General features: G+C 67.6%; 23 protein-coding genes. 8 read left to right on the forward strand and 15 right to left on the reverse strand.

What is annotated here, in order from left to right; genetic code table 11:
- Nucleotides 1–20: 20 nt before the first annotated feature.
- The 3 genes from ACEWX3_RS22310 to ACEWX3_RS22320 all read right to left on the reverse strand — a co-directional run bounded on the left by ACEWX3_RS22310 (nucleotide 21) and on the right by ACEWX3_RS22320 (nucleotide 2,758).
- Nucleotides 21–1,253, reverse strand: coding sequence for an anti-sigma-D factor RsdA (locus ACEWX3_RS22310; protein WP_374157723.1), 1,233 nt, complete (start codon nucleotides 1,251–1,253; stop codon nucleotides 21–23).
- Entirely contained in the window at nucleotides 1,246–1,824 is a 579-nt protein-coding gene (locus ACEWX3_RS22315) for a sigma-70 family RNA polymerase sigma factor (protein WP_152515840.1), read from the reverse strand. The genes ACEWX3_RS22310 and ACEWX3_RS22315 overlap by 8 nt, the downstream gene beginning before the upstream one ends.
- Before the next feature lie 130 nt (nucleotides 1,825–1,954).
- Nucleotides 1,955–2,758 (reverse strand): hypothetical protein, encoded by an 804-nt coding sequence (locus ACEWX3_RS22320; protein WP_374157724.1) that lies wholly within the window; start codon nucleotides 2,756–2,758, stop codon nucleotides 1,955–1,957.
- A gap of 394 nt (nucleotides 2,759–3,152) precedes the next feature.
- Here ACEWX3_RS22320 and ACEWX3_RS22325 point away from each other — a divergent pair, with 394 nt between their 5' ends.
- Nucleotides 3,153–3,443 (forward strand): WhiB family transcriptional regulator, encoded by a 291-nt coding sequence (locus tag ACEWX3_RS22325; RefSeq protein ID WP_152515838.1) that lies wholly within the window; start codon nucleotides 3,153–3,155, stop codon nucleotides 3,441–3,443.
- A gap of 75 nt (nucleotides 3,444–3,518) precedes the next feature.
- Here ACEWX3_RS22325 and ACEWX3_RS22330 read toward each other — a convergent pair whose 3' ends face one another.
- Together ACEWX3_RS22330 and ACEWX3_RS22335 are read right to left on the reverse strand one after the other, a co-directional pair.
- Complete coding sequence (locus tag ACEWX3_RS22330; protein WP_207068496.1) at nucleotides 3,519–4,010, reverse strand: hypothetical protein; 492 nt, start codon at nucleotides 4,008–4,010, stop codon at nucleotides 3,519–3,521.
- Nucleotides 4,011–4,042: 32 nt separating this feature from the next.
- On the reverse strand, nucleotides 4,043–4,618 hold the full coding sequence (locus ACEWX3_RS22335; protein ID WP_374157725.1) for a hypothetical protein: 576 nt from the start codon (nucleotides 4,616–4,618) through the stop codon (nucleotides 4,043–4,045).
- A 103-nt stretch (nucleotides 4,619–4,721) separates the two neighbouring features.
- Between ACEWX3_RS22335 and ACEWX3_RS22340 the strand changes: the two genes are divergently transcribed.
- Genes ACEWX3_RS22340 through ACEWX3_RS22350 form a run of 3 tightly spaced genes read left to right on the forward strand, consistent with a single transcriptional unit; the run spans nucleotide 4,722 to nucleotide 8,679 of the window.
- Complete coding sequence (locus ACEWX3_RS22340) at nucleotides 4,722–7,505, forward strand: response regulator (RefSeq protein WP_374157726.1); 2,784 nt, start codon at nucleotides 4,722–4,724, stop codon at nucleotides 7,503–7,505.
- Nucleotides 7,505–8,041, forward strand: coding sequence for a heme NO-binding domain-containing protein (locus ACEWX3_RS22345; RefSeq protein ID WP_207068493.1), 537 nt, complete (start codon nucleotides 7,505–7,507; stop codon nucleotides 8,039–8,041). The genes ACEWX3_RS22340 and ACEWX3_RS22345 overlap by 1 nt, the downstream gene beginning before the upstream one ends.
- Complete coding sequence (locus ACEWX3_RS22350) at nucleotides 8,038–8,679, forward strand: histidine kinase dimerization/phospho-acceptor domain-containing protein (protein ID WP_374157727.1); 642 nt, start codon at nucleotides 8,038–8,040, stop codon at nucleotides 8,677–8,679. Before ACEWX3_RS22345 ends, ACEWX3_RS22350 begins: the two co-directional genes overlap by 4 nt.
- A gap of 7 nt (nucleotides 8,680–8,686) precedes the next feature.
- Here the strand turns inward: ACEWX3_RS22350 and ACEWX3_RS22355 are convergent, their stop codons facing one another.
- The 5 genes from ACEWX3_RS22355 to ACEWX3_RS22375 form a co-directional block, all read right to left on the reverse strand.
- Entirely contained in the window at nucleotides 8,687–9,367 is a 681-nt protein-coding gene (locus ACEWX3_RS22355) for a response regulator transcription factor (RefSeq protein WP_207068491.1), read from the reverse strand.
- A gap of 184 nt (nucleotides 9,368–9,551) precedes the next feature.
- Nucleotides 9,552–9,932 (reverse strand): STAS domain-containing protein, encoded by a 381-nt coding sequence (locus ACEWX3_RS22360; protein ID WP_374157728.1) that lies wholly within the window; start codon nucleotides 9,930–9,932, stop codon nucleotides 9,552–9,554.
- Nucleotides 9,929–10,270: an STAS domain-containing protein gene (locus ACEWX3_RS22365; RefSeq protein WP_221349229.1), complete on the reverse strand. Its 342-nt coding sequence runs from the start codon at nucleotides 10,268–10,270 to the stop codon at nucleotides 9,929–9,931. Before ACEWX3_RS22365 ends, ACEWX3_RS22360 begins: the two co-directional genes overlap by 4 nt.
- Before the next feature lie 107 nt (nucleotides 10,271–10,377).
- Nucleotides 10,378–11,577 carry a glycosyltransferase gene (locus ACEWX3_RS22370; protein WP_221349231.1) on the reverse strand — a complete coding sequence of 400 codons (1,200 nt, stop codon included), beginning with the start codon at nucleotides 11,575–11,577 and terminating at the stop codon, nucleotides 10,378–10,380.
- Between the two features lie 41 nt (nucleotides 11,578–11,618).
- Nucleotides 11,619–12,404, reverse strand: coding sequence for a dolichyl-phosphate beta-glucosyltransferase (locus ACEWX3_RS22375; protein WP_374157729.1), 786 nt, complete (start codon nucleotides 12,402–12,404; stop codon nucleotides 11,619–11,621).
- A 174-nt stretch (nucleotides 12,405–12,578) separates the two neighbouring features.
- On the opposite strand from ACEWX3_RS22375, the gene ACEWX3_RS22380 reads away from it, so the two are divergent.
- From ACEWX3_RS22380 to ACEWX3_RS22390, 3 genes are read left to right on the forward strand one after another with little or no spacing between them, the layout of a single operon-like run.
- On the forward strand, nucleotides 12,579–13,856 hold the full coding sequence (locus ACEWX3_RS22380) for an oligosaccharide flippase family protein (RefSeq protein ID WP_374157730.1): 1,278 nt from the start codon (nucleotides 12,579–12,581) through the stop codon (nucleotides 13,854–13,856).
- A 1-nt stretch (nucleotide 13,857) separates the two neighbouring features.
- Nucleotides 13,858–15,108, forward strand: a complete 1,251-nt coding sequence (locus tag ACEWX3_RS22385; RefSeq protein ID WP_374157731.1) for a polysaccharide pyruvyl transferase family protein — start codon at nucleotides 13,858–13,860, stop codon at nucleotides 15,106–15,108.
- Nucleotides 15,105–18,308 (forward strand): hypothetical protein, encoded by a 3,204-nt coding sequence (locus ACEWX3_RS22390; protein WP_374157732.1) that lies wholly within the window; start codon nucleotides 15,105–15,107, stop codon nucleotides 18,306–18,308. The genes ACEWX3_RS22385 and ACEWX3_RS22390 overlap by 4 nt, the downstream gene beginning before the upstream one ends.
- Before the next feature lie 5 nt (nucleotides 18,309–18,313).
- Here ACEWX3_RS22390 and ACEWX3_RS22395 read toward each other — a convergent pair whose 3' ends face one another.
- Entirely contained in the window at nucleotides 18,314–18,694 is a 381-nt protein-coding gene (locus ACEWX3_RS22395; protein ID WP_374157733.1) for a hypothetical protein, read from the reverse strand.
- A 47-nt stretch (nucleotides 18,695–18,741) separates the two neighbouring features.
- The gene (locus ACEWX3_RS22400) at nucleotides 18,742–19,686 is read right to left on the reverse strand and encodes an NADP-dependent oxidoreductase (RefSeq protein WP_374157734.1); all 945 of its coding nucleotides are present in this window, start codon (nucleotides 19,684–19,686) and stop codon (nucleotides 18,742–18,744) included.
- Between the two features lie 133 nt (nucleotides 19,687–19,819).
- Between ACEWX3_RS22400 and ACEWX3_RS22405 the strand changes: the two genes are divergently transcribed.
- On the forward strand, nucleotides 19,820–20,317 hold the full coding sequence (locus ACEWX3_RS22405; RefSeq protein ID WP_374157735.1) for a MarR family winged helix-turn-helix transcriptional regulator: 498 nt from the start codon (nucleotides 19,820–19,822) through the stop codon (nucleotides 20,315–20,317).
- Nucleotides 20,318–20,379: 62 nt separating this feature from the next.
- Here ACEWX3_RS22405 and groL read toward each other — a convergent pair whose 3' ends face one another.
- The 3 genes from groL to ACEWX3_RS22420 all read right to left on the reverse strand — a co-directional run bounded on the left by groL (nucleotide 20,380) and on the right by ACEWX3_RS22420 (nucleotide 22,955).
- Nucleotides 20,380–22,008 (reverse strand): chaperonin GroEL, encoded by a 1,629-nt coding sequence (groL, locus tag ACEWX3_RS22410; RefSeq protein ID WP_221349245.1) that lies wholly within the window; start codon nucleotides 22,006–22,008, stop codon nucleotides 20,380–20,382.
- Between the two features lie 89 nt (nucleotides 22,009–22,097).
- Entirely contained in the window at nucleotides 22,098–22,400 is a 303-nt protein-coding gene (groES, locus tag ACEWX3_RS22415; protein WP_152515832.1) for a co-chaperone GroES, read from the reverse strand.
- Between the two features lie 252 nt (nucleotides 22,401–22,652).
- Nucleotides 22,653–22,955: a hypothetical protein gene (locus ACEWX3_RS22420; protein WP_207068479.1), complete on the reverse strand. Its 303-nt coding sequence runs from the start codon at nucleotides 22,953–22,955 to the stop codon at nucleotides 22,653–22,655.
- Nucleotides 22,956–22,990: the final 35 nt, after the last annotated feature.

Here is a 22,990-nt window from a genome sequence, read left to right on the forward strand (position 1 = left end):
CTCGGCGGGGCCGCCTGCGGCTAGTTCGGCTCGTCGGGCACGATCGGCGCCACCGGAAGCACTGTCGTCGTGGTCACCGGGGGCACTGCGGGTGTCGATGCAGGCTCTTCGACCTCTTCCTCCGCCGCGGACGGTGCCGCGGCCGTCGTCGTCACCGTGCCACGCGGCGTCACCGACGGTGTCGCACTCGGCGCGGCCGACGATGCTGTGGCGGCCACCGACGACGAGGCCCGCGTGACGACCGACGTCGACGTGGACTGTCCCGCAGAGGAGGGGGCGGCCGACGGGGTGGTCGTTGTCGCCGACGGCGCCGTGGTGGTGGCCCGCGGCGTCCCCGACGTGGAGGTCGATGTCGGCGTCGACGGAGCGTTCGACGTCGTCGCCGACGGAGAAGTCGCCTCCTCCTGTTCCGAAGTGCTCGGCGCCGTCGTCCCGGAGGTCGGGGAACTCGTCGTTCCCGACGGTGCCGTCGTCTCCGAGGTCGGAGCAGTCGTCTCTGTCGCCGAGGTTCCCGAGGTTCCCGAGGTTTCCGAGGTTTCCGAGGTTCCCGAGGTTTCGGAGGTTCCCGAGGTTTCTGAGGCCGGCGTCAGCGGGTCGAGCACCACGGCGGGCAACTCCGGGAAGGTCGGCAGCGGCGCGCCCGGCGGGACCGTCGCGGCGGCGTCCTGTGCCTCCACCTTGACGGTGAGCTCCTGCCACTGACTCACCAGTTCCTCTTTGCGCTCGACGTCCCCGACGGTCGCGACCGTGGTGGTGACCGCCTCCAGCTTGGCCTGCGCAGCCTGCCAGTCGCCCTGGTTGATGAGCTGCTGGACCTCTTGCATCTCAGTCTGGGCGGCCAGGATCACCGCGTCGTCGCGCGGGGCAGCCTGCTCACCGAACAGCATGGTGCGCAGCCCGTACAGCGCGTCACCGGGGCCTGCGCCGGCGATGACGGCGCCGAACCCGCCCAGGCACAGCACCGCGGCGGCGGCCGAACCGACCACCGCGAGCGACAGGCGCCGGCGTCTGCTCGACGAACCGGCGCGCTCCAGCGCCTGCGCCGCCTGCTGCGGCGTCACCCTGACCGAGGTCGGAGTCTCGCGAATGTCGTCGCGCCAGCCGGCCAGCAGATCGGCCAGCTCCGCCTCGCCCTGATCGGCGGCGTACACCGGGCCCCCCGACGCCAGCGCGTCGAGGAACTGATCGCTGCGGTTGATGTCGCTCAGGGACGGATCACCGCCGTTGGCGTTCCAGCGTCCGAAGTCAGGCATGGTCACGCCCCGCCGCCGTCAGCTCGGCCTTCAGTTTCGCCAACGCGCGATGCTGGGCGACGCGCACGGCGCCCGGAGTGCTGCCGACCGTTTCCGCGGTCTCTTCTGCGCTCATCCCGACGACGACGCGCAGGATCAGGATCTCGCGCTGCTTCTCGGGCAAGGTCTGCAACAGGACGGCCATCCGGGCCGACGATTCGGAGTCGATCGCCAGCTGCTCGGGGCTGGCGTCGTTCGAGGACCGTTCCGGAACGACGTCCATCGGGTCAGCCCGATTGCGTCCGGCGGCACGATGCGCGTCAGCGACCTTGTGTGCAGCGATGCCGTAGACGAAGGCCAGGAAGGGTCGTCCCTGATCCTTGTAGCGCGGCAGCGCCGTGATGGCGGCCAAGCACACCTCCTGTGCAACGTCATCAGCTGACAGACCGCTGCGTTCCGTGGTCCCCACCCGAGCCCGGCAATACCGGACAACGATGGGGCGGATGGTCGCCAGCACTTCCTGAAGGGCATCTCGATCGCCTGCCACGGCCTTGGCAACGACAGCATCGAGACGTTCTCCCGAAAATGTCATCGTGGCCGATATCTCCAGCGTTACGTGCGGGACACATCCCGTTGGTGGGAGGTGATGCTGCCTGGCGGCAGAAGCCCGCCTCGGGGCGTGGCTCAGCTAAACAATAACTATTGACGTGGGCCCAACCCGCTTACCGTGGACGCCACACGCCGCCCCATCTGGTCACGATTGCGACGCAGTCGTCCCGAATGCCCCGAATCTGAGCTGGTGAGTGCGTCTGACTCCCGATGTCGGCGAGCAAGCCGGCCGCCGCCCATCGCAGCGGAATCAGACCGGCCTGCCCGGCACCGGCGAGCGCTTCGTCGGCCCGGCGGCTCGCGGCGGCCGTCTCGCCCCGACAGCACAGGGCGGCAGCCAGGACGACCGTCGACTTGACGCGGTGCCGGACCGAGCCGAGGTCGTCGGCGAGGGCCAGCGCGGTGTCGGCGTGGGCGACCGCGTCCGGACCTTCACCCCGCACCATGGCCAGCTCCGCCGACACCCAGGCGTGCCGAACCGGAAGCCGCGGCGCGCCGGCGTCGTCCACCAGCCGGGATGCGCGGGCCAGCGCACACGCCGAGGCCGCGAACCGGCCGACCCCCAGTGCGTCGGCGGCCAGTCCGATGAACGCGTCGGCGCCGCTCTGGGCGTCCCCACCCGCGAGGGCCAGTGCCTGACCGTCCAGCGGGCGCGCCCGATCATGCCAGCCGAGTTGGCGGTGAAAGGACGCTCTGGTGCTGAGCCCCAGCGCACGAAGCGGGCCGGCGTCGGCGAGGCGGTCGAGCTGCTCGAGGTCGGCCAGCGCGCAGCTGTAGCGACCCTGCCCGGCCGAGGCGACGGCGCGGAGCCACAACTCGGATGCCGTCACCGCTCGCGGCAGCGGCCACATCCCGGGGTTGCTGCCGAACGCGACGTCGGCCAGAACGGCAACATTCGACCCGGTGCCGATACTCATCGAAAGGCGAGGCTACCGATTCGGATGGTTTTTGAGAATTGCGTCAGTTAACAGTTGATTGATCGCGTGTTACCGATATGTCAACTGCCTACTCGGCCGCCTTGAATACCCGAGCAGTACGGCGCCGACTGATCAGCACAAACGGTGCGACAGCCATACCCGGTTCACGCGCGACTAGCACCGAACTCGCTGCGCACGGGTCACGACGATGAACGGAATGTAAATTCTGCGCCCGCCGATATGCGGTTCCGCACATACCCAGAGTATTGACGCGAATTCCGAAGCCCTTCTACGTTGTGTGCACGAGTGGTCATCGGCGACTGTGCTCGGATCTGTTCCACGACTCACGCATCCAGTGAGCAGCGAAATGGGTGTGTAGAGAGGGGTATTCGAAATGCCACAGCCGCAGCAGTTACCCGGTCCGAACGCCGACATCTGGGATTGGCAGATGCAAGGGCTTTGCCGGGGCGTCGATTCCGCGATGTTCTTCCATCCCGACGGAGAGCGCGGCCGGGCCCGCGCTCAGCGTGAGATGCGCGCCAAGGAGATGTGCCGGCGTTGCCCGGTCATCACCCAGTGCCGCACTCATGCGCTGGCAGTCGGCGAGCCGTACGGCATCTGGGGCGGCCTGTCGGAGTCCGAGCGCGAACTGCTCCTCAAGCGCGGCATCCGCCGTACCGCCTGAACCGTCCCTCTACCCGAAGTGTCGCGACACCCCGGCCGGTCTTTGCCGTCGGGGTGTCGTCGCGTCCAGATGTGTCTAGCGGTGCCCGAGGTCGACGGCGACCTGATCGCCGAGCGCTTCGCGGGCCACCATCTCCTGGGCGCGTAAGCCCTCGAAGTCCCTCCTGGCGTCCGGCTGACCGCCGTCCGCTGCCCGGATCTGGATGTCCAGCGCGCGCATCGTGCGCACGATGTCGCGCCAGGTCTTCATCCGCTCGAGCACCTTGTCCGAACCGAATGCGCGCACCAGGGCCTCGGTGTGGGCCTGCTCGGCCAGCGGGGGCAGCTCAGGGACCGGCCGGGGCGGGTCGCTGTCGAGTACCGGCCAGGCCAGCTGCGCCCAGTGCCCCACCCGCTCGGCGACATCGAGGAGGCCGACGTAGGCGTTCTCCAGCCGCTGCTGCTGGCGCGCTTCGGTAGCCAGCCGGCGTTCGTGCGCCAGTCCCCTGTTGGCGGTGAGCCACGTCCCGACAATGCCCGCCACGCCGACGGTGGCCGTCGCGACGTGGGGCACCCACTCCCATGCCATGGTTGGAGATCATGTCAGGCCGCCCCACCGGATCACCGGTGATGTGGCCCCGGCATCATCCCGCCCGGCCCCATCAGGTCCTGCATCATCGCGGGCATCCCGTCTCGCACGAACCCACTGACCTCCGCCGCGTGGTCCCGAATAGCCTGCACCAACACCGGGTCCCCGGCGGTCTCCTCGACGATCACCCCGGTAGAGGTGAACGTCAGCGCCCGTTGGTAGTCCGCGGCATGACGGAACAGCGTGGGCAGGCTCGAGCTCAGGCACGACACCTCGCGGCCGTCAGTAAGGCGGGAGTACATGGATGAGACGTGCGCCTGCAGCTGCGCAGCGAGTTCAGGGACGTCCGACTCGGTGATGGTGCGCACACCGCCGGGGATCGCTTCGACGGACCGGTTGATCTGAGTGTGCCGCCGGAACATGTCCATGTAGGCCCGCATGTCGACCGGGCCGACACCCATGCCCCCGCCGGGCCCCTGGGTCAGGCGGATCCCGTCCAGGCCCGGCCCGCCGACGATCCGTCGCGCACAGCCGATGCCCACCACACTTCCCGCCGCGAGGGCGCCCAGGGCGGTGAGCGCAACGCGACGCGTGATCGGGGTGGCCATGACCATCGAGTGTGCCGTCAGATGCCGGGCTTCACTAGGGACTTTGGGCCCGCGAGCGACCAGTGCCGAGTACGCTCCAATCGCTGAGGGGTGGGTGATTCGGGTGGCTGAAACCGACGCTGACGTGCCTTTGGTGTGGTGGATTCGCGGCGCCGTCGCGCTGGTGTTCGCTCTGATACTGCTCGACCTCCTCGACCGGACCACCGGCATCGAACTGCTGGCGCAGATTCACCCCGACTGGCCGGCGATGGCTCCGTGGAGTGCCGGGCTGCTGGCCGCGCTCGGCACAGCCGTGTGGCTGCAGTCGGGACGGCCGACCCCGCGCACAGTGCGGGTCGGGCGCGGCCTGGCGGTGGTGGCCGGCGCGCTCGCGGTCGTCTTGCTCGGGCGGGATCTGCTGCAGCAGACGGGCCCCGCGAGCCCGGCCGCGCAGACCGCGTTGTCCGTTGCCGCACTCGCCGCGGCGGTGGCGCTGCTGGAACAGGACGGGCGTTGGGTCGCCCGGGCCTGGTCGGTGAGCGTTGTGGCGGCCGGGGCATTGCCGCTCGTTGCGCTGGTGACCTACCTGCTCGATGCCGCGCAGATGCTCAGTGGATCGCCGGTGGTCGGTATGAACGCCACCACGGCGGTCGCGCTCGCGCTTCTCGTCGACGCGACCATGGCTTCACGTCCGGACCGCCAGCCGGTGGCCTGGCTGGTGGCCCGGCCCGACCGCAGGATGCTGGTGCGGCTGGTGCTGACGTTCGCGCTGGTACCGATCTGGGTCGCCATCTGGCGCCTGATCCTGCTGCAGTTCGGCCTTCGCGGCAACGAAGTGTGGGTTCTGTCGGTCACGATGGCCACCCTCATTCTCGGTATCCCCTTCTTCCTCATCAGCCGCCGGGTCCACCGGATGATGGGCGACCAGTTGGCCCAGAGCCGTGCCCGTGAGGAGGCCGAGCGGCACCGGGCTCAAGCAGTGGAGCGGTATCGGATACTCGCCGACAACGCCGTCGACATCGTCGCTCACCTGCGGGGCACCGTACCCACCTGGGTCTCCCCGTCCATCGAGGCGGCGTTCGGCTGGTCCCCGGAGGTCTGGACGGGCGCGGACTTCGTGCCCCGGATTCACCCGGACGATCTCGAGGACGTGTTCGCCGCGCTGGGCAGGATCGCCGACGGCAAGGCAGCGGTGGAACGATTCCGGATCGCGACCGCCGACGGCGGATACCGGTGGGTCGAAGGACACGGCAAGCCCTACACCGATGTCGAAGGCGGTGTGGACGGCGTCATCGTCTCGCTTCGGGTCATCGACACTCAGGTGGAGGTGGAACTGGAGCTGCAACGGGCTCTCGACTATGCGATCGGGTTGGCCGGTCAGAAATCTGACTACGTGGCGACGGTGAGCCACGAGATCCGCTCCCCGATCCACGCCATCCTCGGCTTCGCCGAACTGCTGGAGCATCAGCTCAGCGCTGAGGGCCGCAACGAAGCCGCCGAGTGGTCGCGCCGGATCCGGATGGAAGCCGAACGTCTCACCCGCCTGGTCGCGGATCTGCTCGATTTGTCACGCCTGGACGCCGGGCGCACCACGATCGCGGCCGAGCCGTTTCCGCTCCGCGAGATGGTCGACGAGGTCATCGAGATGTCGCGGCTCAAGGCCGAAGCGAAGGGCCTGCAACTCGGCGTCTCCGTCGACCCCACCATCTCGAACTGGCGGACCGGAGATGCGGACAGACTGCACCAGGTGCTGCGCAACCTGGTGTCGAACGCCAAGAAATTCACCCGCGAAGGCCGTGTCGATCTCGAGGTCTCCGGTGTCGACGAGACGAGCACAGATCTGATCCGGTTCGCCGTCACCGACACCGGCCCCGGGATCCCGGGCGAGGACATCGCGCGAATCATGGAGCCCTTCGCCCAGGTGCGGGGCTCCGACGCCGAGCGTGGCAGCGGGCTGGGGCTGGCCATCTCCGACAGGCTCGTCAAAGCCATGGGCGGTGACGGTCTTCAGGTCGCCAGCCTCGAAGGCCACGGCTCGACCTTTCACTTCACCCTGCCGCTGCCGGAGGCGAAACCGCCGGAGCCGAGGTCGGTCTCGGCGCCGGCCGCCGGCGAAAACACCACGCGCAAGCTGATTCTGGTCGTCGACGACAATCCGACGAACCGGCTGCTGGTCGAGACGCAGCTGCAGAAGCTCGGCTACGACTGTGTGTCCGCCGCCGACGGACACGAGGCGCTGCAACGACTCGATACGCAACGCTTCGACGTGGTGCTGATGGACTGCAACATGCCGGTCATGGACGGATACGAGACGACCCGCCGTATCCGGGCCGCCGAGCGCAGCACCGGCGCGCACATCCCGATCCTGGCGCTGACGGCATCGACGGTCGGTTCCAACCGGGACGCGTGCGAACGGGCGGGAATGGACGGTTTCCTGGGCAAGCCGCTTCTGTCGTCCACCCTTGCCGCGGAGATCAGCCGCTTCGTCGGTGCGGGTCGCCCACAGGACGCGACGGGCAGGCCGGACACCAACGGTCAGCTGGAGAACACAACGGACGCGAAGATCCTCGACGAGGCGCGGATCGACCGCATGATCGAGGAGCTCGGCACCGAGCCACTGCAGAAGGTCGTCGCGGCCTTCGTGGCCGAAATGCCGCGCCGGCTCGCGGAGCTGCGTCACGTTGCCGCCGACCGCGACGCGGATGCGGTGCGGCGCAGTGCCCATGCCATCCGATCCCCGAGCGTGATGCTCGGTGCAGTGGCGCTGGCCGAACGGCTCAGAGCCGTCGAGGATTCAGCCGACCCGGTCGCTGAGATGTCGGAGACCGGGCTCGAGGACCTGGTGGATGCCTCGATCGCGTGCCTGCAGGCGCGACTCGGGCGGCTTGTCAACCAAGGAGGATCGTGATGAAGGGTGTCCTGCTCAACGCGGTCGAGGAGGCGGTGTCGGCGCGCTGGGGTGAGCAGATGTGGGATGAGCTGCTGACCGCGTGTGATCTGGAAGGGGCCTACACGGCTCTGGGAAACTACCCCGACGCCGAGCTGGTTGCTCTGGCGCATGCCGCGGCGGACCGGCTCGGGTGTTCGGTCGACGACGTCCAACGCACGCTCGGGCGGCTCACCTTCAAGCCGCTGATGGCCCGCTACGCCGGTTTTCCCGAGGCGCCGACCTCGCTGCGTGAGTTTCTGCCGAAGGTCAACGCCGTCATCCACCCCGAGGTCCTCAAGCTCTATCCCGGAGCGAGCGTGCCCCGCTTCGCGCTGCGCGACAACGGTGACGAACTCGAATTGGACTACCTGTCGGTACGCGACATGTGCATGCTCGCCGAGGGGCTGGTGATGGGGGTCGCGGACTTCTACGGTGAAGCGGTGGTGGTCGACCAGCCCAGCTGCCGTCAGCGTGGGGATTCCCGCTGCACCATCCGCATCAAGGCCGCCGGTTGAGCGAACCCGAGGATCACGCCGCGACCGTCGCGCGCCTCGAGCGCCGGCTGGCCCGCGAGAAGTCGGCCCGACATCAGGCCGAGGCGATCGCCGAGCGAGTCGCGTCTGAGCGCTGGGAGCTGCGCCAGCAGCTGGAAGAGAAGCTCGCCCTGCGGACCTCGGAGTTGGAGGCGGCGCGCCGAGCGGCATCCGAGGCGGTGACTGACAGCGAGCGGCGCCTGGCCGCACTGACCCATGATCTGCGCACACCGCTGACAGCGCTCTTCTTCATGGCCGAATCACTTTCCGAGGAAACATCTCTGAGTGCGCAGCAGCTCGCCGAACTGCGAAACCTCCTCGCGCAGATGCGCGGGGCCCTCGATGTCGCCGCGGCCGCCGCCGGAACCGACGGGGCGCGGGAGCGCGTGCCGCTGGCCGATCTCGTGGCGGCGTATGAAGGTGGCTGGCATCAGCTGGCGGCGCGGTCGGGCAAGTTGTTGATCCTGCACAGCGACGCCCCACCCGGGCAGGTGTACCCCGGCAGCCCAGACGAGTTCGATCGCCAGGTTCTCCTTCTGATCCGTGAGCGGCTGAACGGAGACGACCCGGTCATCGACGTGCATCTCGCCGTCGGACCGGCCGGCCTCGAACTACGGTGACGGAAAGTCAGCTGCCGGCGAGACGGAAGCCGACACCCCGCACGGTTTCGATGCGGCTCTTGTCGCCGGCACTGTCGATTTTCTTGCGGAGGTTGCCGATGTGCACGTCGACGACGTGGTCGTCGCCGAACCAGTCCGGACCCCAGATGCCGTCGCGCAACATCTCCCGGGTGTGCACGACTTTCGGGCGGGAGGTGATCGCGTCGAGCAGGTCGAACTCCTTCTTCGTCAGCACCACCTCCCGGCCGGAGACCGACACCCGGCGCGCTGCCGGATCGATGCGCAGGTCACCGAACACCCGCTCCTGCGGTTCGGAGGGCGATTCGATTGTCGTGGCTCGGGACCGCCTGCCCACTGCGCTGATCCGGGCAGAAACCTCCCGTGGGTAGAACGGCTTGGTGACGTAGTCGTCTGCGCCGATCGACAACCCGACGACCCGGTCCACTTCGTGGTCTTTCGAGGTGAGCATGATGACGTGGGCGTCCGAGGATCCTCGCAGACGTCTGCACACCTCGAGACCGTCGATCTCGGGCAGCACCACGTCGAGCAGGATGATCTCGGGTCGGAAGCTGCCGACGAGGTCGAGACCGTCGCGGCCGTTGTCGGCGACAGCGACCTCGTGGCCGTCCTGGATGAGCACCGGCCGCAGCAACTCGACCACCTCGGGGGAGTCATCGACGATCAACACGCGCACTCCCCCAGTGTGCCTTCATCACCGGCGGCCGCGGGCCGAAACCTCGCGTTGGGGGGTCGTTCGCTCAGCCGGTGCGGCAAAGGATCCTTGCACCCCCACGCGGACCGGCGCAGGCGCCGGTTGTTGCGGAATGCGCACAGTATGTCCGGGTCCATGGGAAGTCACTCCTTGTCGGGTGTCACGACCGCTGCAATGACGCAGCGCGGCGGCTCGCGATCGTCACGCCGCAACCGGCTGCTGTTCGGTTTCGACCGGCTGGTGTCGGGTTCCACAGCCCGCCAGGGCGGAGGAACCGTGCGAGATCGGCCTGCTCGATGATGCGCGCGGCCCGGGATCCTTGCTCTGGCAACAACACCCGGACCGCGATGCCGGTCCGCGCGCCTTGGGTGACCAGATGGGTGACCGCCGCCAGGCCCGCTCCCGAGAGCTCACGCACACCGGTGAGGTCGACGATGACGCCGGTGGCTCCGTTGCCGACAGCCGTCGTGAAGCTCGTCCGGAGCCGCATTGCCTCGACCGGATCGCACTCGGTCCGGGGCCGAAGGATGGTGACGCTCATGCCGCATCCCTGCGCGGGTTGAGCGCGTCGTACCGTCCGGTCAGCTCGAGGATGACGCGGGCGGCCACGCTGAGATCGGACAGTGCGAGGTCTCCGCCGTGGTCGATGCACCGCAACCGGGCCTGGATCAGCGCGTCCATCGCCGCCCGGTCCAGGTAACGCACCGCGGACCCGTCGATCGCCACCAGCGTCCCTGGCATCGACACCCGGTTGACCGCCGCTTCGAAGCGCGCGACCTCGTGGACGTCGAAGCGTCGCGGCAGGACGATCGCCTCCGCGGTGGTGTGCGCTGGTGTCACGGGGATGTCGGCGGTCACCGCCGTCGTCGTTGCGATCATGGTTCACCTCGTGTGAGTTGTCGGGTCGGTTCAGGGCCGCGGTCCGGCCACTTCTGACGTTAGGGAGCCATCTGCAAGGCCGAGGGGGCGCAATTGTCAGGATCGGGTCAAGATTCGGCGCCGGTGAGGTGCGGCAGCACACGGATCTCCTGGAGATGGGCCAGGTGCCAGTCGGCCACGTCGGTGAGCGGAATGCCGCATGCCGCAGCCCGGTTGGCCTCCCCCATGGCGTTCCTGCGGTCGGCGTCGACGAGCAACGCGCGCACGGCCCCGGCAAGAGAGTCCGCATCGCCGGGATCGAAGGTGAGCGCTTCGAAGCCCTCTTCACGCACGCATTCGGCCAGGTCGCCGATGTCGGGCAGGACCACCGGGCAGCCGTAGGAGCCGGCCTGGTGCAGGACGCCCGAGGATCCCGTCGTACTCGTGTAGGGGAAGACCGCGATGGTCGCCGAGCCGAACACGCTCGGGACGTCCTCCTCGGGGACGTAGCCGGTGAAGTGCACGCCCGGCAGATCACGGTAGGTGCGCTTGATCGCGTCGAGGTAGCCCACCGCGTTGTGGCTGTCGGTGCCGGCGATGACGACCTCGACGTCCACCCCTTGCGAACGCAGCAGCGCGTGCGCGTCGAGAAGAACCTCGACCTTCTTGTAGGTCCCCCACTTGCCGAATGCCAGCAGTGACGGCGTCGCCAGGAGGTCACGTTCGATGGCGTCCGGCTCCTCGAAGCTCCCGTGTGGTGCCAGGTACACGTGCCGTGCGCCGTACTTCGTCCGCAAGACGTCCACGTATTGGGGCATGGTCACGCAGACCTTGTCGGCGGCGAGCACCATTCTGGTGACCAGGCTGCCCGCCAGTGACAGAATCCTGGTCAGCAGCGGACTCGACGAGTATCCGGCCTTTTCGAGGTCGACGGTGTCGACCAGGTTGTGCAGCAACACGATGCTCGGAATCCCGAGCGCGCGAAGGAGCACCGGCAGGAACAGTCCCAGTGCCGCCGCGACCTTGGTGGCGCCGAAGCTGGTGAAGTGGGCGTTGACGAGAACGACGTCGACGTCAGCCGCCCGGACCGCACGCGCGATGCGCACCGGGTTTCGTAGCGAGCCGTACCGCCAGGCCGGCACCGCCCGCGCCCCGTCGGGCACATCGCCGACACCGTCGGCCACGTCGTCGTGGAACAGGACCAGCTCGTCGACTTCCGGCTTGGCAGCCAGGTGACGGGCCAGGTGGTATCCGTATTCGTTGAGGGTGGTCTGACTCGGCGGATACGCGGTGACCAGGCCGACCCGCAAGCGTTCGGTGACTGTCATGTTCTTCCTCGTCTCGGGCAGTGAAGGGTGGACGGGTCGCATCACGCGGCGGCGGCGACCGCGCTGGAGGTGTACTGGCCGCGCAGATCGCGGTAGCGCAGCGCGGCAACGTCGCGGAGGAAGCGCAGCGATTCCCGGCCGGGTTTGACTTTGGAGCCCGGGGCCTCGATCCACTGCACGGGGATTTCTTCGATGTCCAGACCCCAGCGTTGGGCCAACCAGAGGACCTCCAGGTCGAATGAGAAGCCGTCGACGCGCGACGCGGCAAACAGCATCCGGGCCGACTCGCGGGTGAAGAGCTTGAAGCCGCACTGCGTGTCCTTGACGCGCACCCCGGTGGCTGCGCGCACGCCACCGCGCAACGCCGCGCTGATGAAGCTGCGCAGGCGTCCACGACCGCACTCCTGGGCTCCCTCGGCTGCCCGGGAGGCGATCGCGACACCGACTCCGCGTCGGACGGCCGTCAGCAGGCGGTCGAATTCCTCGATCGGCGTGGACATGTCGGCGTCACTGAACAGAACGAACCGGCCTCGTGCCGCCATCACACCGTCTCGGACAGCTGCACCCTTGCCGCGGTTGACCCCCGGTTCGAGCACCGTGACGTTGGCCAATCGCAGCGACCTGACGAGGTCGGCGGTGCCGTCGGTGCTGCCGTCGTCGGAGACGACCAACTCCCAGGACAACCCCGATGCACACAGATGCGCCGAGATGGCTCCGATGGTCGGGACGATCCGGTCGCATTCGTTGTAGGCCGGGATCACCACCGTCACATCCGGCGTGCCGGCGAGTCGGGTGTCGCGCCAGTGGGCGTAATCGGGGTAGGTCATGGGGGGTCCTTTCGCTCTGCGATCGAACGTAAGGACGGCGCCTCAAGAAGACCTGCTACGAAATCTCAAGGGATGGACAAGTTTCCAGCTATCCCACCGACGCTCGACAATCTTGACGATTTCTTGAGACTTCACCGCGTACCCGCTTGAGAACCACCGCCGACGATGACACGTGTGCTCACCACCGAACCGCCCAACGCGGTGAAACCGACGCCGCCGAGCGCGGCCCGCAGGCATCTCGACGGCGCAGCGATCCTGACCGTCACGATGCTCGGGGTCAGCGCCGCCAACTACGCACTCAATTTGGTGCTCGCCCGGTTCCTGTCGCCGGCGGAGTTCGGTGACGCGAACCTCGCGGTCAACGTGGTCCTGATCGCGGCCGCGGCCGCGGCGACGCTGCAGCTGCTGTCGGCCCGCAGCGGGGCGATCGACGATCCGGTGGCCATTGCGATGCGCCGCAGGCTGACACGCTGGGCCTGGGGGCTCGGCGGCGCTGCGGCGGCCGCGCTGGTGCTGGGCTCGACGGTGCTCGCGCACACCTTCAGCGCCTCGACACCGCTGCTGTTCGTCGTGATCGGGATCGGTCTCCCGGTCTACCTGGCGCAGGCGGTGATGCGCGGGGCGCTGCAGGGCGATCTGCGGCTGGGCCGGCTGGCCATCAGCTACGCCGTGGAGGCGGTCACCCGAGTCGGGATCGCGCTGGTCATGCTCGCCCTCGGGTTCGGGGTGATCGGGGCGGCAGTGGCGATCTCGGTGTCGTTCGTGGCCTCTGCGCTCGTCGTCCGCCACCGTGTGGTGACCGCGACCCACGGCGAACGGGACACCACATCCGCCGCGCCCCCTGCAACCGCCGCCGTCTCGGTGGCAGCGACCGTCCTGCTCGTCGGCCAGGTCGTCATCGCCAACGGGGATGTCGTGCTGGCCAAGGCCCTGATGTCACCAGAGGCCGCCGGCGGTTACGCCGCGGCCGCCGTCATCGGAAGGGGACTGTTCTTCCTCTCGTGGGCCGTGGTGCACAGCACGTTTCCCGTCATCGCCCGCGCCGAGAACACCGCGGAGCGGCGCGCGGCCTCGTCCCGAGCTCTCGCCATGGTGGTATCCACCTGCACGATAGGCATTCTCGGACTCGCGCTGGTCGGCGACACGCTCGCACCGCTCCTGCTCGGAGAGGCTTACACCGACGCGGTCGACATCCTCGTTCCGTACGCCATCGCGACCACCCTGTTCGCTGTGGCCAATCTGATCGCCAGCCTCGACCTCGCCGCCGGCCGCTGGCGGGCACCGATTGCCCTTCTGCTGGGCGCTGCGCTGCAGACACTTCTGCTGATCACCTTCGGCACCACACCGATGGCGATGGCGCTCTCCCAGGTCGCTGCGATGGCCGTCACCGGTTTGCTCGTGGGCGGCGCACACCTCTGCGACAATCGATCCGACGAGCACGGAGACCGATGACATGAGCGCCACCACGCACAGCGCCCGCGGGGCGACCGTGTCCCCCCGCCTGTCGTCCGTGTCGCCGCAACCCCACGGCCGCCGGGTCCTGTTCCTCGGCACCCACGGTCAGGCCAACGTCGGCGACGAGCTTCTGCTCGACACGTTCCTCACCGAGCTGGGGCCCGACAACGCCTACGCGGTCAACTCGTACGCGCCCGCCGCGACCACCGCCCAGCTTGCCCAGCGGTTCGACGTCACGGTCTTCGACACCGCCTCGGACCGGCGAGGACTGCTCACGCACCTGTGGCGCTGCGACGTCGTCATCTTCGGCGGCGGGAACATTCTCAAGGAGTTGTACCGCTCGGTCGGCAGATGGCGGTACGCCACGCTGACCATGGTGCTCGCCGTGGTGCTGCTGGCCAGACTGGCCCGCAAGCCCGTCATGATGGCCAACGTCGGCATCGGTCCCGTGGCGTCCGCGCCGGGCAGGTTGTTGGTCAAGGCCATCCTGCGTCTCGTCTGGCTCATTTCCGTGCGGGACGAGGGGTCATACCGATTCGCGCTGTCCGTCGGCTGCCCGCGGCGCAAGGTGCGGCTGGTGCCCGACGCCGTGTGGGCGCGCGACGCCGTCTCACTCGGCCAACACGATCGTCCCGGGCCCGGCTCCGACCGTCCGCTCCGGATCGCCGTCAATCTGAACAAAGACGTCGACGCCGCCGACGAATGGGACGAGTTCCTCGATCGACTCGTCGCCGCGCTCGACGAGGTGGCCCACACGCGCCGTGTCGAGTTCCACGCGCTGCCGATGCAGTGCGGTTTCAAGGCCGGCACCGATCTCGAGGTGCTCGAGGGGGTCCTCGAGCGGGTCAGTGGCCGCGCGGAAGCCCGCGTGTACGTCCACGCCCCCGCCGACCATCACGAGGTGGCCTCCCTCATCGCCGACTGCGACGTCGTCGTCAGCGAGCGACTGCACGCCATCGTTCTCGCAGTGGTCGTGGGCCGTCCGGTCGTCGCGCTGCCCTACGACGTGAAGGTGCGCGAGCTCGTCGCCCAGCTGGGCATCGAAAGCCGGTCCTTCGACGTCTCCGCCGATCTGGACTCGGCCGCTCTTGCGGAGTCGATCCTGCGCGCGGCCGATTCGGGAGGCGCTGAACGCAACCGAATCGCCGCCGTGGCAGCTGTCAAGCGGCGCGACGCCGCGTCGGCATTCGCATCGCTGCGTGCCTGGGTCGCGGCCCCGTCGCGAACATGGGAGTTGCCCGCCGCGTGACGATCGCCGCCGAGCAGACCGACGACACCCGTCCCCGCGGGTCGCGGCCTGCGCATGACGGCGCCGCCGGTACCGGTCGACACCGATCCCGTTTCACCGCGGACAATTGCGCGCACCACCGCATCGCGGCGGTGGTCTGCGCAGTGTATTTCGTCGCGAGCTTCGTCGTCTTCCGCGACGTGGCGCTGGCGATACCCGACATCCTGTCCGGGAAGCGGGTCCTGGTCGGCGACGAACTGGTCCCGTTCTTCAACCCCGACAGCCAGCTTTTCGAACAGGCGGCGGGTGAATTCAACGAACTGACCAACGGATACGAGTTCAGGGTCCGATATTCGTTTCTGACCACCTGGTTGCGGCACTACATGGTGCTCCCGTTCGCGGTGTTGCTCGTGCTGCCCGCCATCGTCAGCGCCGCCTACCTCACCACCTCGTGGTTCATGCGCCGGAGCTTTCCCGCTCTGCCCGCCACGAATGTCTACCTCGCGACCGCCGCGCCGACGGCCCTGATCTACATGATCATGATCTATGCGAAGGTGACCCACTTCTACACGCTGGTCCTGGGCATGTGCCTGATGACGATCAGCGCCTACATGATGATGGACGCGTTGCTGTTCCGGGCGACACGGTGGGGTCGCCGGATGATCGCCGCGTGCCTGGTGACGCTGTTGAATCCCGCGGTGCATTACCTGGTGCTGTTCGCCCTGTTCCTCGGACTGGCGGTGATGACACTCGTCATCGGCGAGACGGCCAAGGCCGTGCGCTCCGGTGGGCTCAGCCGATTCTGGGCGGCGGCCCGGGTTCCGGTTCGAACCCGACGAGCCCAACTGCGCGACTTCCGGCGATCCGCGGGACGCGTGGCGAAGCTGCGGGCAGCGCTCGCGCGCGTGAACGCCACGACGACGATGAAATGCGGTTGGGCGCTTGCGTCCTTGGGAGTCTTCGCGCTGGTGCCCTATGCGTTGTTCGTGAAATTCGTTGCACTGCGTGGTGTACCGGACCTCTCCGAAACCGTGCCCGGCGACTACTACTTCATCCGAGACGCGTCGGTGTCGCTGGTGCACATCCTGTCCTGGGATCTCGCCGGGATCATGGACAAGGTCAACTTCGGCGACTACCTCGCCAAGGTTCCCCGTGTCTCCAACATCGTCTACACGATCCTGATCCTGGTGCCGGTGATGGTGCCGGCGGTGCGGCGCACCCTGTTGACCGGACGACCGCAACGCCAGCTCTTCGGGGTCATCTACGTCAACGTGGCCTTCGCGATCTGGGCCACCGTCGGATACGGCGACCCGACCTGGTTCCCGACCTTCCACCGCTCCGTCGCCGCGCTCACCCGGTCGGTCGCCGAGATCAACGCGACCGCAGGCGACGCCACGCTCGGAATCGCCTCGACGGTCGTTCAGGTGCTGCGGTTTCCGCATCGATTCCAGCTGATCCTGTTCATGCTGGGCCCGCTGCTGCTGGGCTTGGCCGTGGCGTGGGCGTTGGGAGTGCTCGGCCGGCGGATGTCCGCGCGTGCCGGACCGCGGGTGCGGGGCACCGCCGCGATCCCGGTCGCGCTGACGGTCGCACTGGGCGTCGGACTCTTCACACCGCTGTTGTCCAACGAGAGCTACCGGTCGGCCTACACCACCGGTGACTTCGACGACTTCTTCTCAGCCTATCCGTTGGAAGATCTGCGGGCCCTGAAAGAACAGCTGGTCGAACTGCCCAAGGGCAAGACCGTCGTCCTTCCACCCACGGAGACCGCCAAGCTCGTCGTCGGCCCAGATGGAGTGCCGCACAAATTCATCGACAAGTTCTACATCTACTACCTGGACCAGCCGAGCTTCTACTACGGCTTGACGGGGGACAAGAAAAACAAATTCGAGTTCTTCCTGCTGCTGCGCGCGCTGTACTACAAGCAGGACTGGTGGGTCGACATCGCACGCGACATGGGCCTGGAGTACCTGGTGCTCAACAAGCAGATCGAGAACAACCGCGGCGTCGGTGCCGAGTATCTGCCGGACATCGAAACCTATCTGCGAGAAGGCATCGAATCGGTTCCGAACCACGTGCAGCAGCTCTACGAGAACGACAGCTTCGTGCTGTACCGACTTGACGACCCGGACCCGCCGGACAGACCGGTCCTATTGTTCGACACCTCGTGGAATGGCTTCCTCAACACAGTCTTCGACCGGCTGGACCTCAGCCGGTGTTACGACTTCGCCTACATCTCGGACTTCGAGGGCACCGAGGACGGGAAGCCCGTCAACCTCATCGCCGCCGATCCGCGGGAGGCTGCCCTGGACATCTGGTCGGTAGACCACCCACCGAGCTTCTTCCCGCCCACCCCGACCGGCAACGCCTTCAACTCCGACGTCATCACCTCGGCCTACTATCTGTCACCGATGTTCCGGTTGTTCCTGATGTTCTCGTTCACCAAGTTCAATCGCACCGAGATGGTCACCCCCGGCATCTTCGGCACCCTCGCGGGGTCGTTCACCGGACTGCCACGGGCCACGGAAGTGAAAGTGCCGGTTCGCGTTCCGGAGACAGGTCGATACCGGGTCTTGATGCGCGCCGCCGCGACCGCCAATGATCTCGACGTGAGATCGAAGTCCCTCGGTCTCGACAACCAGCTGGAGCTGCGTTCTCCGCCCGATTCGCTCCAGTTCTTCGGCAAGCAGGTCGTCTACGACCCCAACCGCACCGCCACGCCGGTTTCGGGACTCTCGGCAGACCAACTGGCACAACTGATTCCCAATGAGCTCATTCCGGTGAACCTTCGTTACGCGTACTTCGATCTCGGTGTGGTGACCGCGGAGGGCGGCGCGCACTCCGTGGTGATCGACAAACTCGACGACAACCCGATGCTGCTCGAGGGACTGCTGATGATCCCGGAGCAGGAATACCAGCAGGTTGCCCTGCCGCCGTCGGTGAATGTGGTTCAGAACGTGAATGACCTCGACTGCGCGCAGCGCTCGGATGTCCGCTCCGGAATCCTGGAGTCGTCGGACGCCGTCGGTGGTGAGGTTAACGAAGGCCCCACCCTCGAACAGCTTCTCGAACTGCTCGGCGGCATGGACGACCTCAAGACGGCCGATCCGGGCGGTATCGGCGGGCGGTGGCTGCACCTCGCGGCGACGGTCCTGCTCGTCCTTGCCGCCCTTGCGTTCATCCGCCGTCACATCCGGCGCGACCCGGATGACGAGCGGTGACCGGCTCAGCTCACCCGGGTCCAGGGCTGGCAGTTGCGCGACTCGAATGCCATCACGGTGGAGTTGATGTTGGCGAACATCGGGCCCATGGAGATGTTGGTCGACACCACGTTGTCCTTGTTCGCATCGGGGGTGCTGTAGGTGAACCACAGGCACATCGAGTCCTGTGTCGGGACATCGTTGATCCACACCCCGAACACCGACGCCGTCCCTGCGGTGCGGTAGAGGCCGGGCGAGATGTCGGGCGCGACGAGAAAGAAACCGTTGCCCGGGATGGGGTCCATCGGTTGGGCGGCTGCCGGTGGCGCCGCCGTCGTGATCGCGGTCAGCGCGGCGGCCGGGGCGAGAAGCCCGGCCGCCGCGCGACGCCGACGCGTATCGGACATGAATCCTCCAGTGACCCGAGTCCACGAGCAGCGTATCCCGTTTCGCGTCAGTCCGTGGCGGGCGTGACGATCGTCTTCCCGGGAAGCCGTCCCGCGTCGGCGTCGGCGTGCACGGCCGCGATCGCGCTCAAGGGGCGGCGGTCGGCGACGTCGATCACGAGTTGTCCGGTGTCGACGCGCTGAACCAGATCGCGCAACTGGGCCGCATCGCTGCGCACGAAGACCCGTTGTGCCCGCACACCGCGCGGGGGTGCGTCAGGTCCCGACGTCATGGTTCCCGCGAAGACCCCTCCGTCGGTGATGATGTCGATGAGCGCCGCCGTCTGCTCCGGATCGGTGCTGACGAGGTTGAGCACCACGTCGAACGGCTGTCCGTCGACGGCCAATGGCGTCGTCCGATAGTCGATGTAGTCGACGACCCGGTCGGCGCCTCGGTCACGCAGGCGTTGGGCGTCAGTGGGTTTCGCGGTCGTGGTCACCACTGCCCCGGCCGCCTTCGCCAACTGAACGGCGTAGCCTCCGACCGCGCCCCCGGCCCCGTTGATGAAGATCGTCTGTCCGTCGTGCAGGTGCGCCACCTCGAACAACGCCTGCCACGCGGTCAAACCCACGGTCGGCAACGCCGCAGCGTCGGCCAGCACGCCTGTCGTTGGAGCAGGCGCCAGCACATCGGCTGGAGAGATGACGTACTCCGCGGCCGCTCCCGGGGCGGTCATCGGAAGCAGTCCCACCACGGCGTCTCCGACCTTCCACTCGGTCACGTCGTCGCCGACCTCGGCGACCGTGCCCGCGACGTCGATCCCCGGCACGTGCGGAAGGCTGATGGGAAAGGCCTCGGTCAGGTAGCCGCCGCGGATACCCGAGTCGACCGGGTTGAACGAGGTCCCGGCAACTTTCACCAGTACTTCCCCCGTACCCGGGACCGGGCGGGCGATGTCTGCGTACTCCACGACGTCCGCGTCGCCGTAGCGGCGGTACAGAGCTGCCTTCATGATCTCTCCTCTGGTATTTGCTTCGATTTCGAAGCGGTTCCGTGGGGAGTAACCTGCTTCGACCGCGAAGCATTTCCGGATGAGATGTGACAACCGTCTCACTACTTCGATATCGAAGCATTATGCTCGAGCCGTGGTGGATCCCCTGGAACCGGCCCAGATGCGCACCTACTTCGCGTTGACCGAGGCGGTGAGCCTGCTGCAGCACGCAGTGCAGCAACAGCTGCAGGCCGAAGGTGGGCTCAGCTATGTCCAGTTCGAGATCCTCGCCAAGCTCGTCGACGCCGGGCGCGCATTGAGCATGACCGAACTCGCCGACGGCGTCGTGTACAGCCGCAGCGGGCTGACCCATCAAGCTGCGCTGCTGCAGAGATCGGGGCTCATCAGTCGCCACAGCGATCCGCAGGACCAGCGCGCCACCCTGGTCGAGATCACCACGGAGGGGCGGGACCGGGTCGCCCGGGTGCTTCCCGGTCACATCCAGGTGGTCCGCCGGCTGCTGTTCGACCCGCTGTCCGACCAGGACGTGTCCGCACTCGGCGACATCATGAGCCGGACCCTGCAGCAGATGCGCGCGCTGCCACCCCGTTCCGCCGCCCCACGGCGGCGCGAACGTTCCGGACCGCGATGACAGACCCGACACACGAAAGCGCCCCCGACCCTGTCGGATCGGGGGCGCTTCTCGTTGTGCACTCAGTGGTGGTGGTGATGCCCGTGGCCGTGGCCGTGGCCGTCGTCCTCAGCCTCTTCGGGCTTCTCGACGACCGCGGTCTCGGTGGTCAGCACCATGCGCGCCACCGACGCCGCGTTCAGCACCGCCGAGCGGGTGACCTTCACCGGGTCCACCACACCGTCGGCGGCCAGGTCGCCGTAGGTCAGCGTGGCGGCGTTGAAGCCCTGCCCCGCAGGCAGTTCGGCCACCTTGTTGACCACGACCGAACCGTCCAGGCCGGCGTTGGTGGCGATCCAGTACAGCGGCGACGCCAGCGCGCCGGCGAACAGCTCGACACCCAACGCCTCGTCACCGCTCAGCGATTTGCGCAGGTCCTCGAGGCTGGCCCGGGCCTGCACCAGGGCCGCACCGCCGCCGACGACGATGCCCTCTTCTACGGCGGCCTTGGCCGCGGCGACGGCGTCCTCGACCGCCTCCTTGCGCTTCTTGAGGTCGGTCTCGGTCGCAGCACCGACGCGGATGACGGCGACGCCGCCGGCCAGTTTGGCCAACCGCTCTTCGAGCTTCTCGCGGTCCCAGTCGGAGTCGCTGTTCTCGATCTCCGCGCGCAGCTGCGCCTTTCGGCCGTCGATGGCTTCCTGGGTGCCGCCACCGTCGACGATGACGGTGCTGTCCTTGTCGACGACGACGCGGCGGGCGGTGCCCAGCACCTCCAGGCCCACCTCGCGCAGGATCAGGCCGACGTCAGGGTTGACCACCTGTCCGCCGGTGACGACGGCGAGGTCGTCCAGGAACGCCTTGCGGCGGTCGCCGAAGAACGGCGCCTTGACCGCGACGGCCTTGAGCGTCTTGCGGATCGAGTTGACCACCAGAGTCGAGAGCGCTTCGCCGTCAACATCTTCGGCCACGATCAGCAGCGGCTTACCGGCCTCGGCGACCTTCTCCAGCAGCGGGAGCAGATCGGGGAGCGAGCTGATCTTCTCGCGGTGCAGCAGCACCAGCGCGTCCTCCAGGACGGCTTCCTGCGAGTCGAAATCGGTGACGAAGTAGGCCGACAGGAATCCCTTGTCGAAGCCCACACCCTCGGTGATCTCCAGCTCGGTGCTCAGCGACGAGGACTCCTCGACCGTCACGACACCGTCGGTGCCGACCTTGGTCATCGCCTCGCCCACCAACTCGCCGACCTGCTGGTCGCGCGAGGACACGGCGGCGACCTGGCCGATGGCCTTGCTGTCGTTGACCGGGGTGGCCGCTGCCAGAAGCGCCTCCGACACGGCATCGGCGGCCTTGTTGATGCCCGACCCCAACGCGATCGGGTTGGCGCCCGCGGCAACGTTGCGCAGCCCGGCCTTGACCATGGCCTGTGCGAGCACGGTCGCGGTGGTGGTGCCGTCACCGGCAACGTCGTTGGTCTTGGTGGCGACCGACTTGACCAGCTGCGCGCCGAGATTCTCGAACGGGTCCTCGAGATCGATGTCGCGGGCGATGGTCACACCGTCGTTGGTGACGGTCGGTCCACCGAAAGCCTTGGCCAGCACCACGTGCCGACCACGCGGGCCGAGCGTCACCTTGACAGCGTCGGCCAGCTTGTCGACACCGGCCTCCATCGCGCGGCGCGCGGTTTCGTTGAATTCAATCTGTTTGCTCATAGATGTCTTTCCCTAGTCGAGGGGTAAAACGCGTGCCGCCCCGGACATCACCCGCGCGTGCGGGAACGTCCGGGGCGGAACACGATCGCTTACTTGTTGACGACAGCCAGAATGTCGCGGGCCGAGAGGATCAGGTACTCCTCGTTGTTGTACTTGATCTCGGTGCCGCCGTACTTGCTGTAGATCACCACGTCGCCCTCCGACACGTCCAGAGGGATCCGCTTCTCGCCATCCTCATCCCAGCGGCCGGGGCCAACTGCGACGACGGTGCCTTCTTGCGGCTTCTCCTTGGCGGTGTCGGGGATGACCAGACCGGAAGCGGTCGTGGTCTCGGCCTCATTGGCCTGTACGAGGATCTTGTCCTCGAGTGGCTTGATGTTCACGCTCGCCACGATGGAGCCCCTTCACTGTTACTGATGTAGGTGTGTGTACGTGGCGGTCGGTGGTCCTCCTCGCGCCGTCGTCGCGGGTGTCGACACGTGGCGGTCCGACTGCCACCTAGCACTCTATACACGCGAGTGCTAGCACTCAAGGCTTGGGTCTGTACATCTCGATTCCAGGGGCAACAGACGCACGAGGGGCGCCCGGTTGGGCGCCCCTCGTCGTCGACAATCCGCTCAGCGGACTCCTGCCCGACCGTCCGCTCAGCGGACGTCGACGTAGTAGACCTGGCCGGTCACGACACCCTGGCGATTGTCGTCGTTGTAGCCCGCGTTGGGCACGGTGCCGCGCAGCGCCGGTCCGGGCCGTACCGCGACAACCTCCGCCTGTGACAACGGCGCACTCGACAGCCGGTTGACGATGACGCGATTGCCGTCGGCTTCCAGTTGGCTGATGGTCGCCTGGGCGTCCGAGCCACTAGGTGCAGCGGCGGCCGGAGCGGCCAGACCGAGGATGGCGGCGGACAGGCCGGCGGCGGCGACGGTAGCGAAAGTGATCTTGTTCATGTCGACTTCCCCTTTTCTGATCTTGAGGTCTGCCC

This window comes from Mycobacterium sp. G7A2 (assembly GCF_041902445.1).
Taxonomy (GTDB): domain Bacteria; phylum Actinomycetota; class Actinomycetes; order Mycobacteriales; family Mycobacteriaceae; genus Mycobacterium.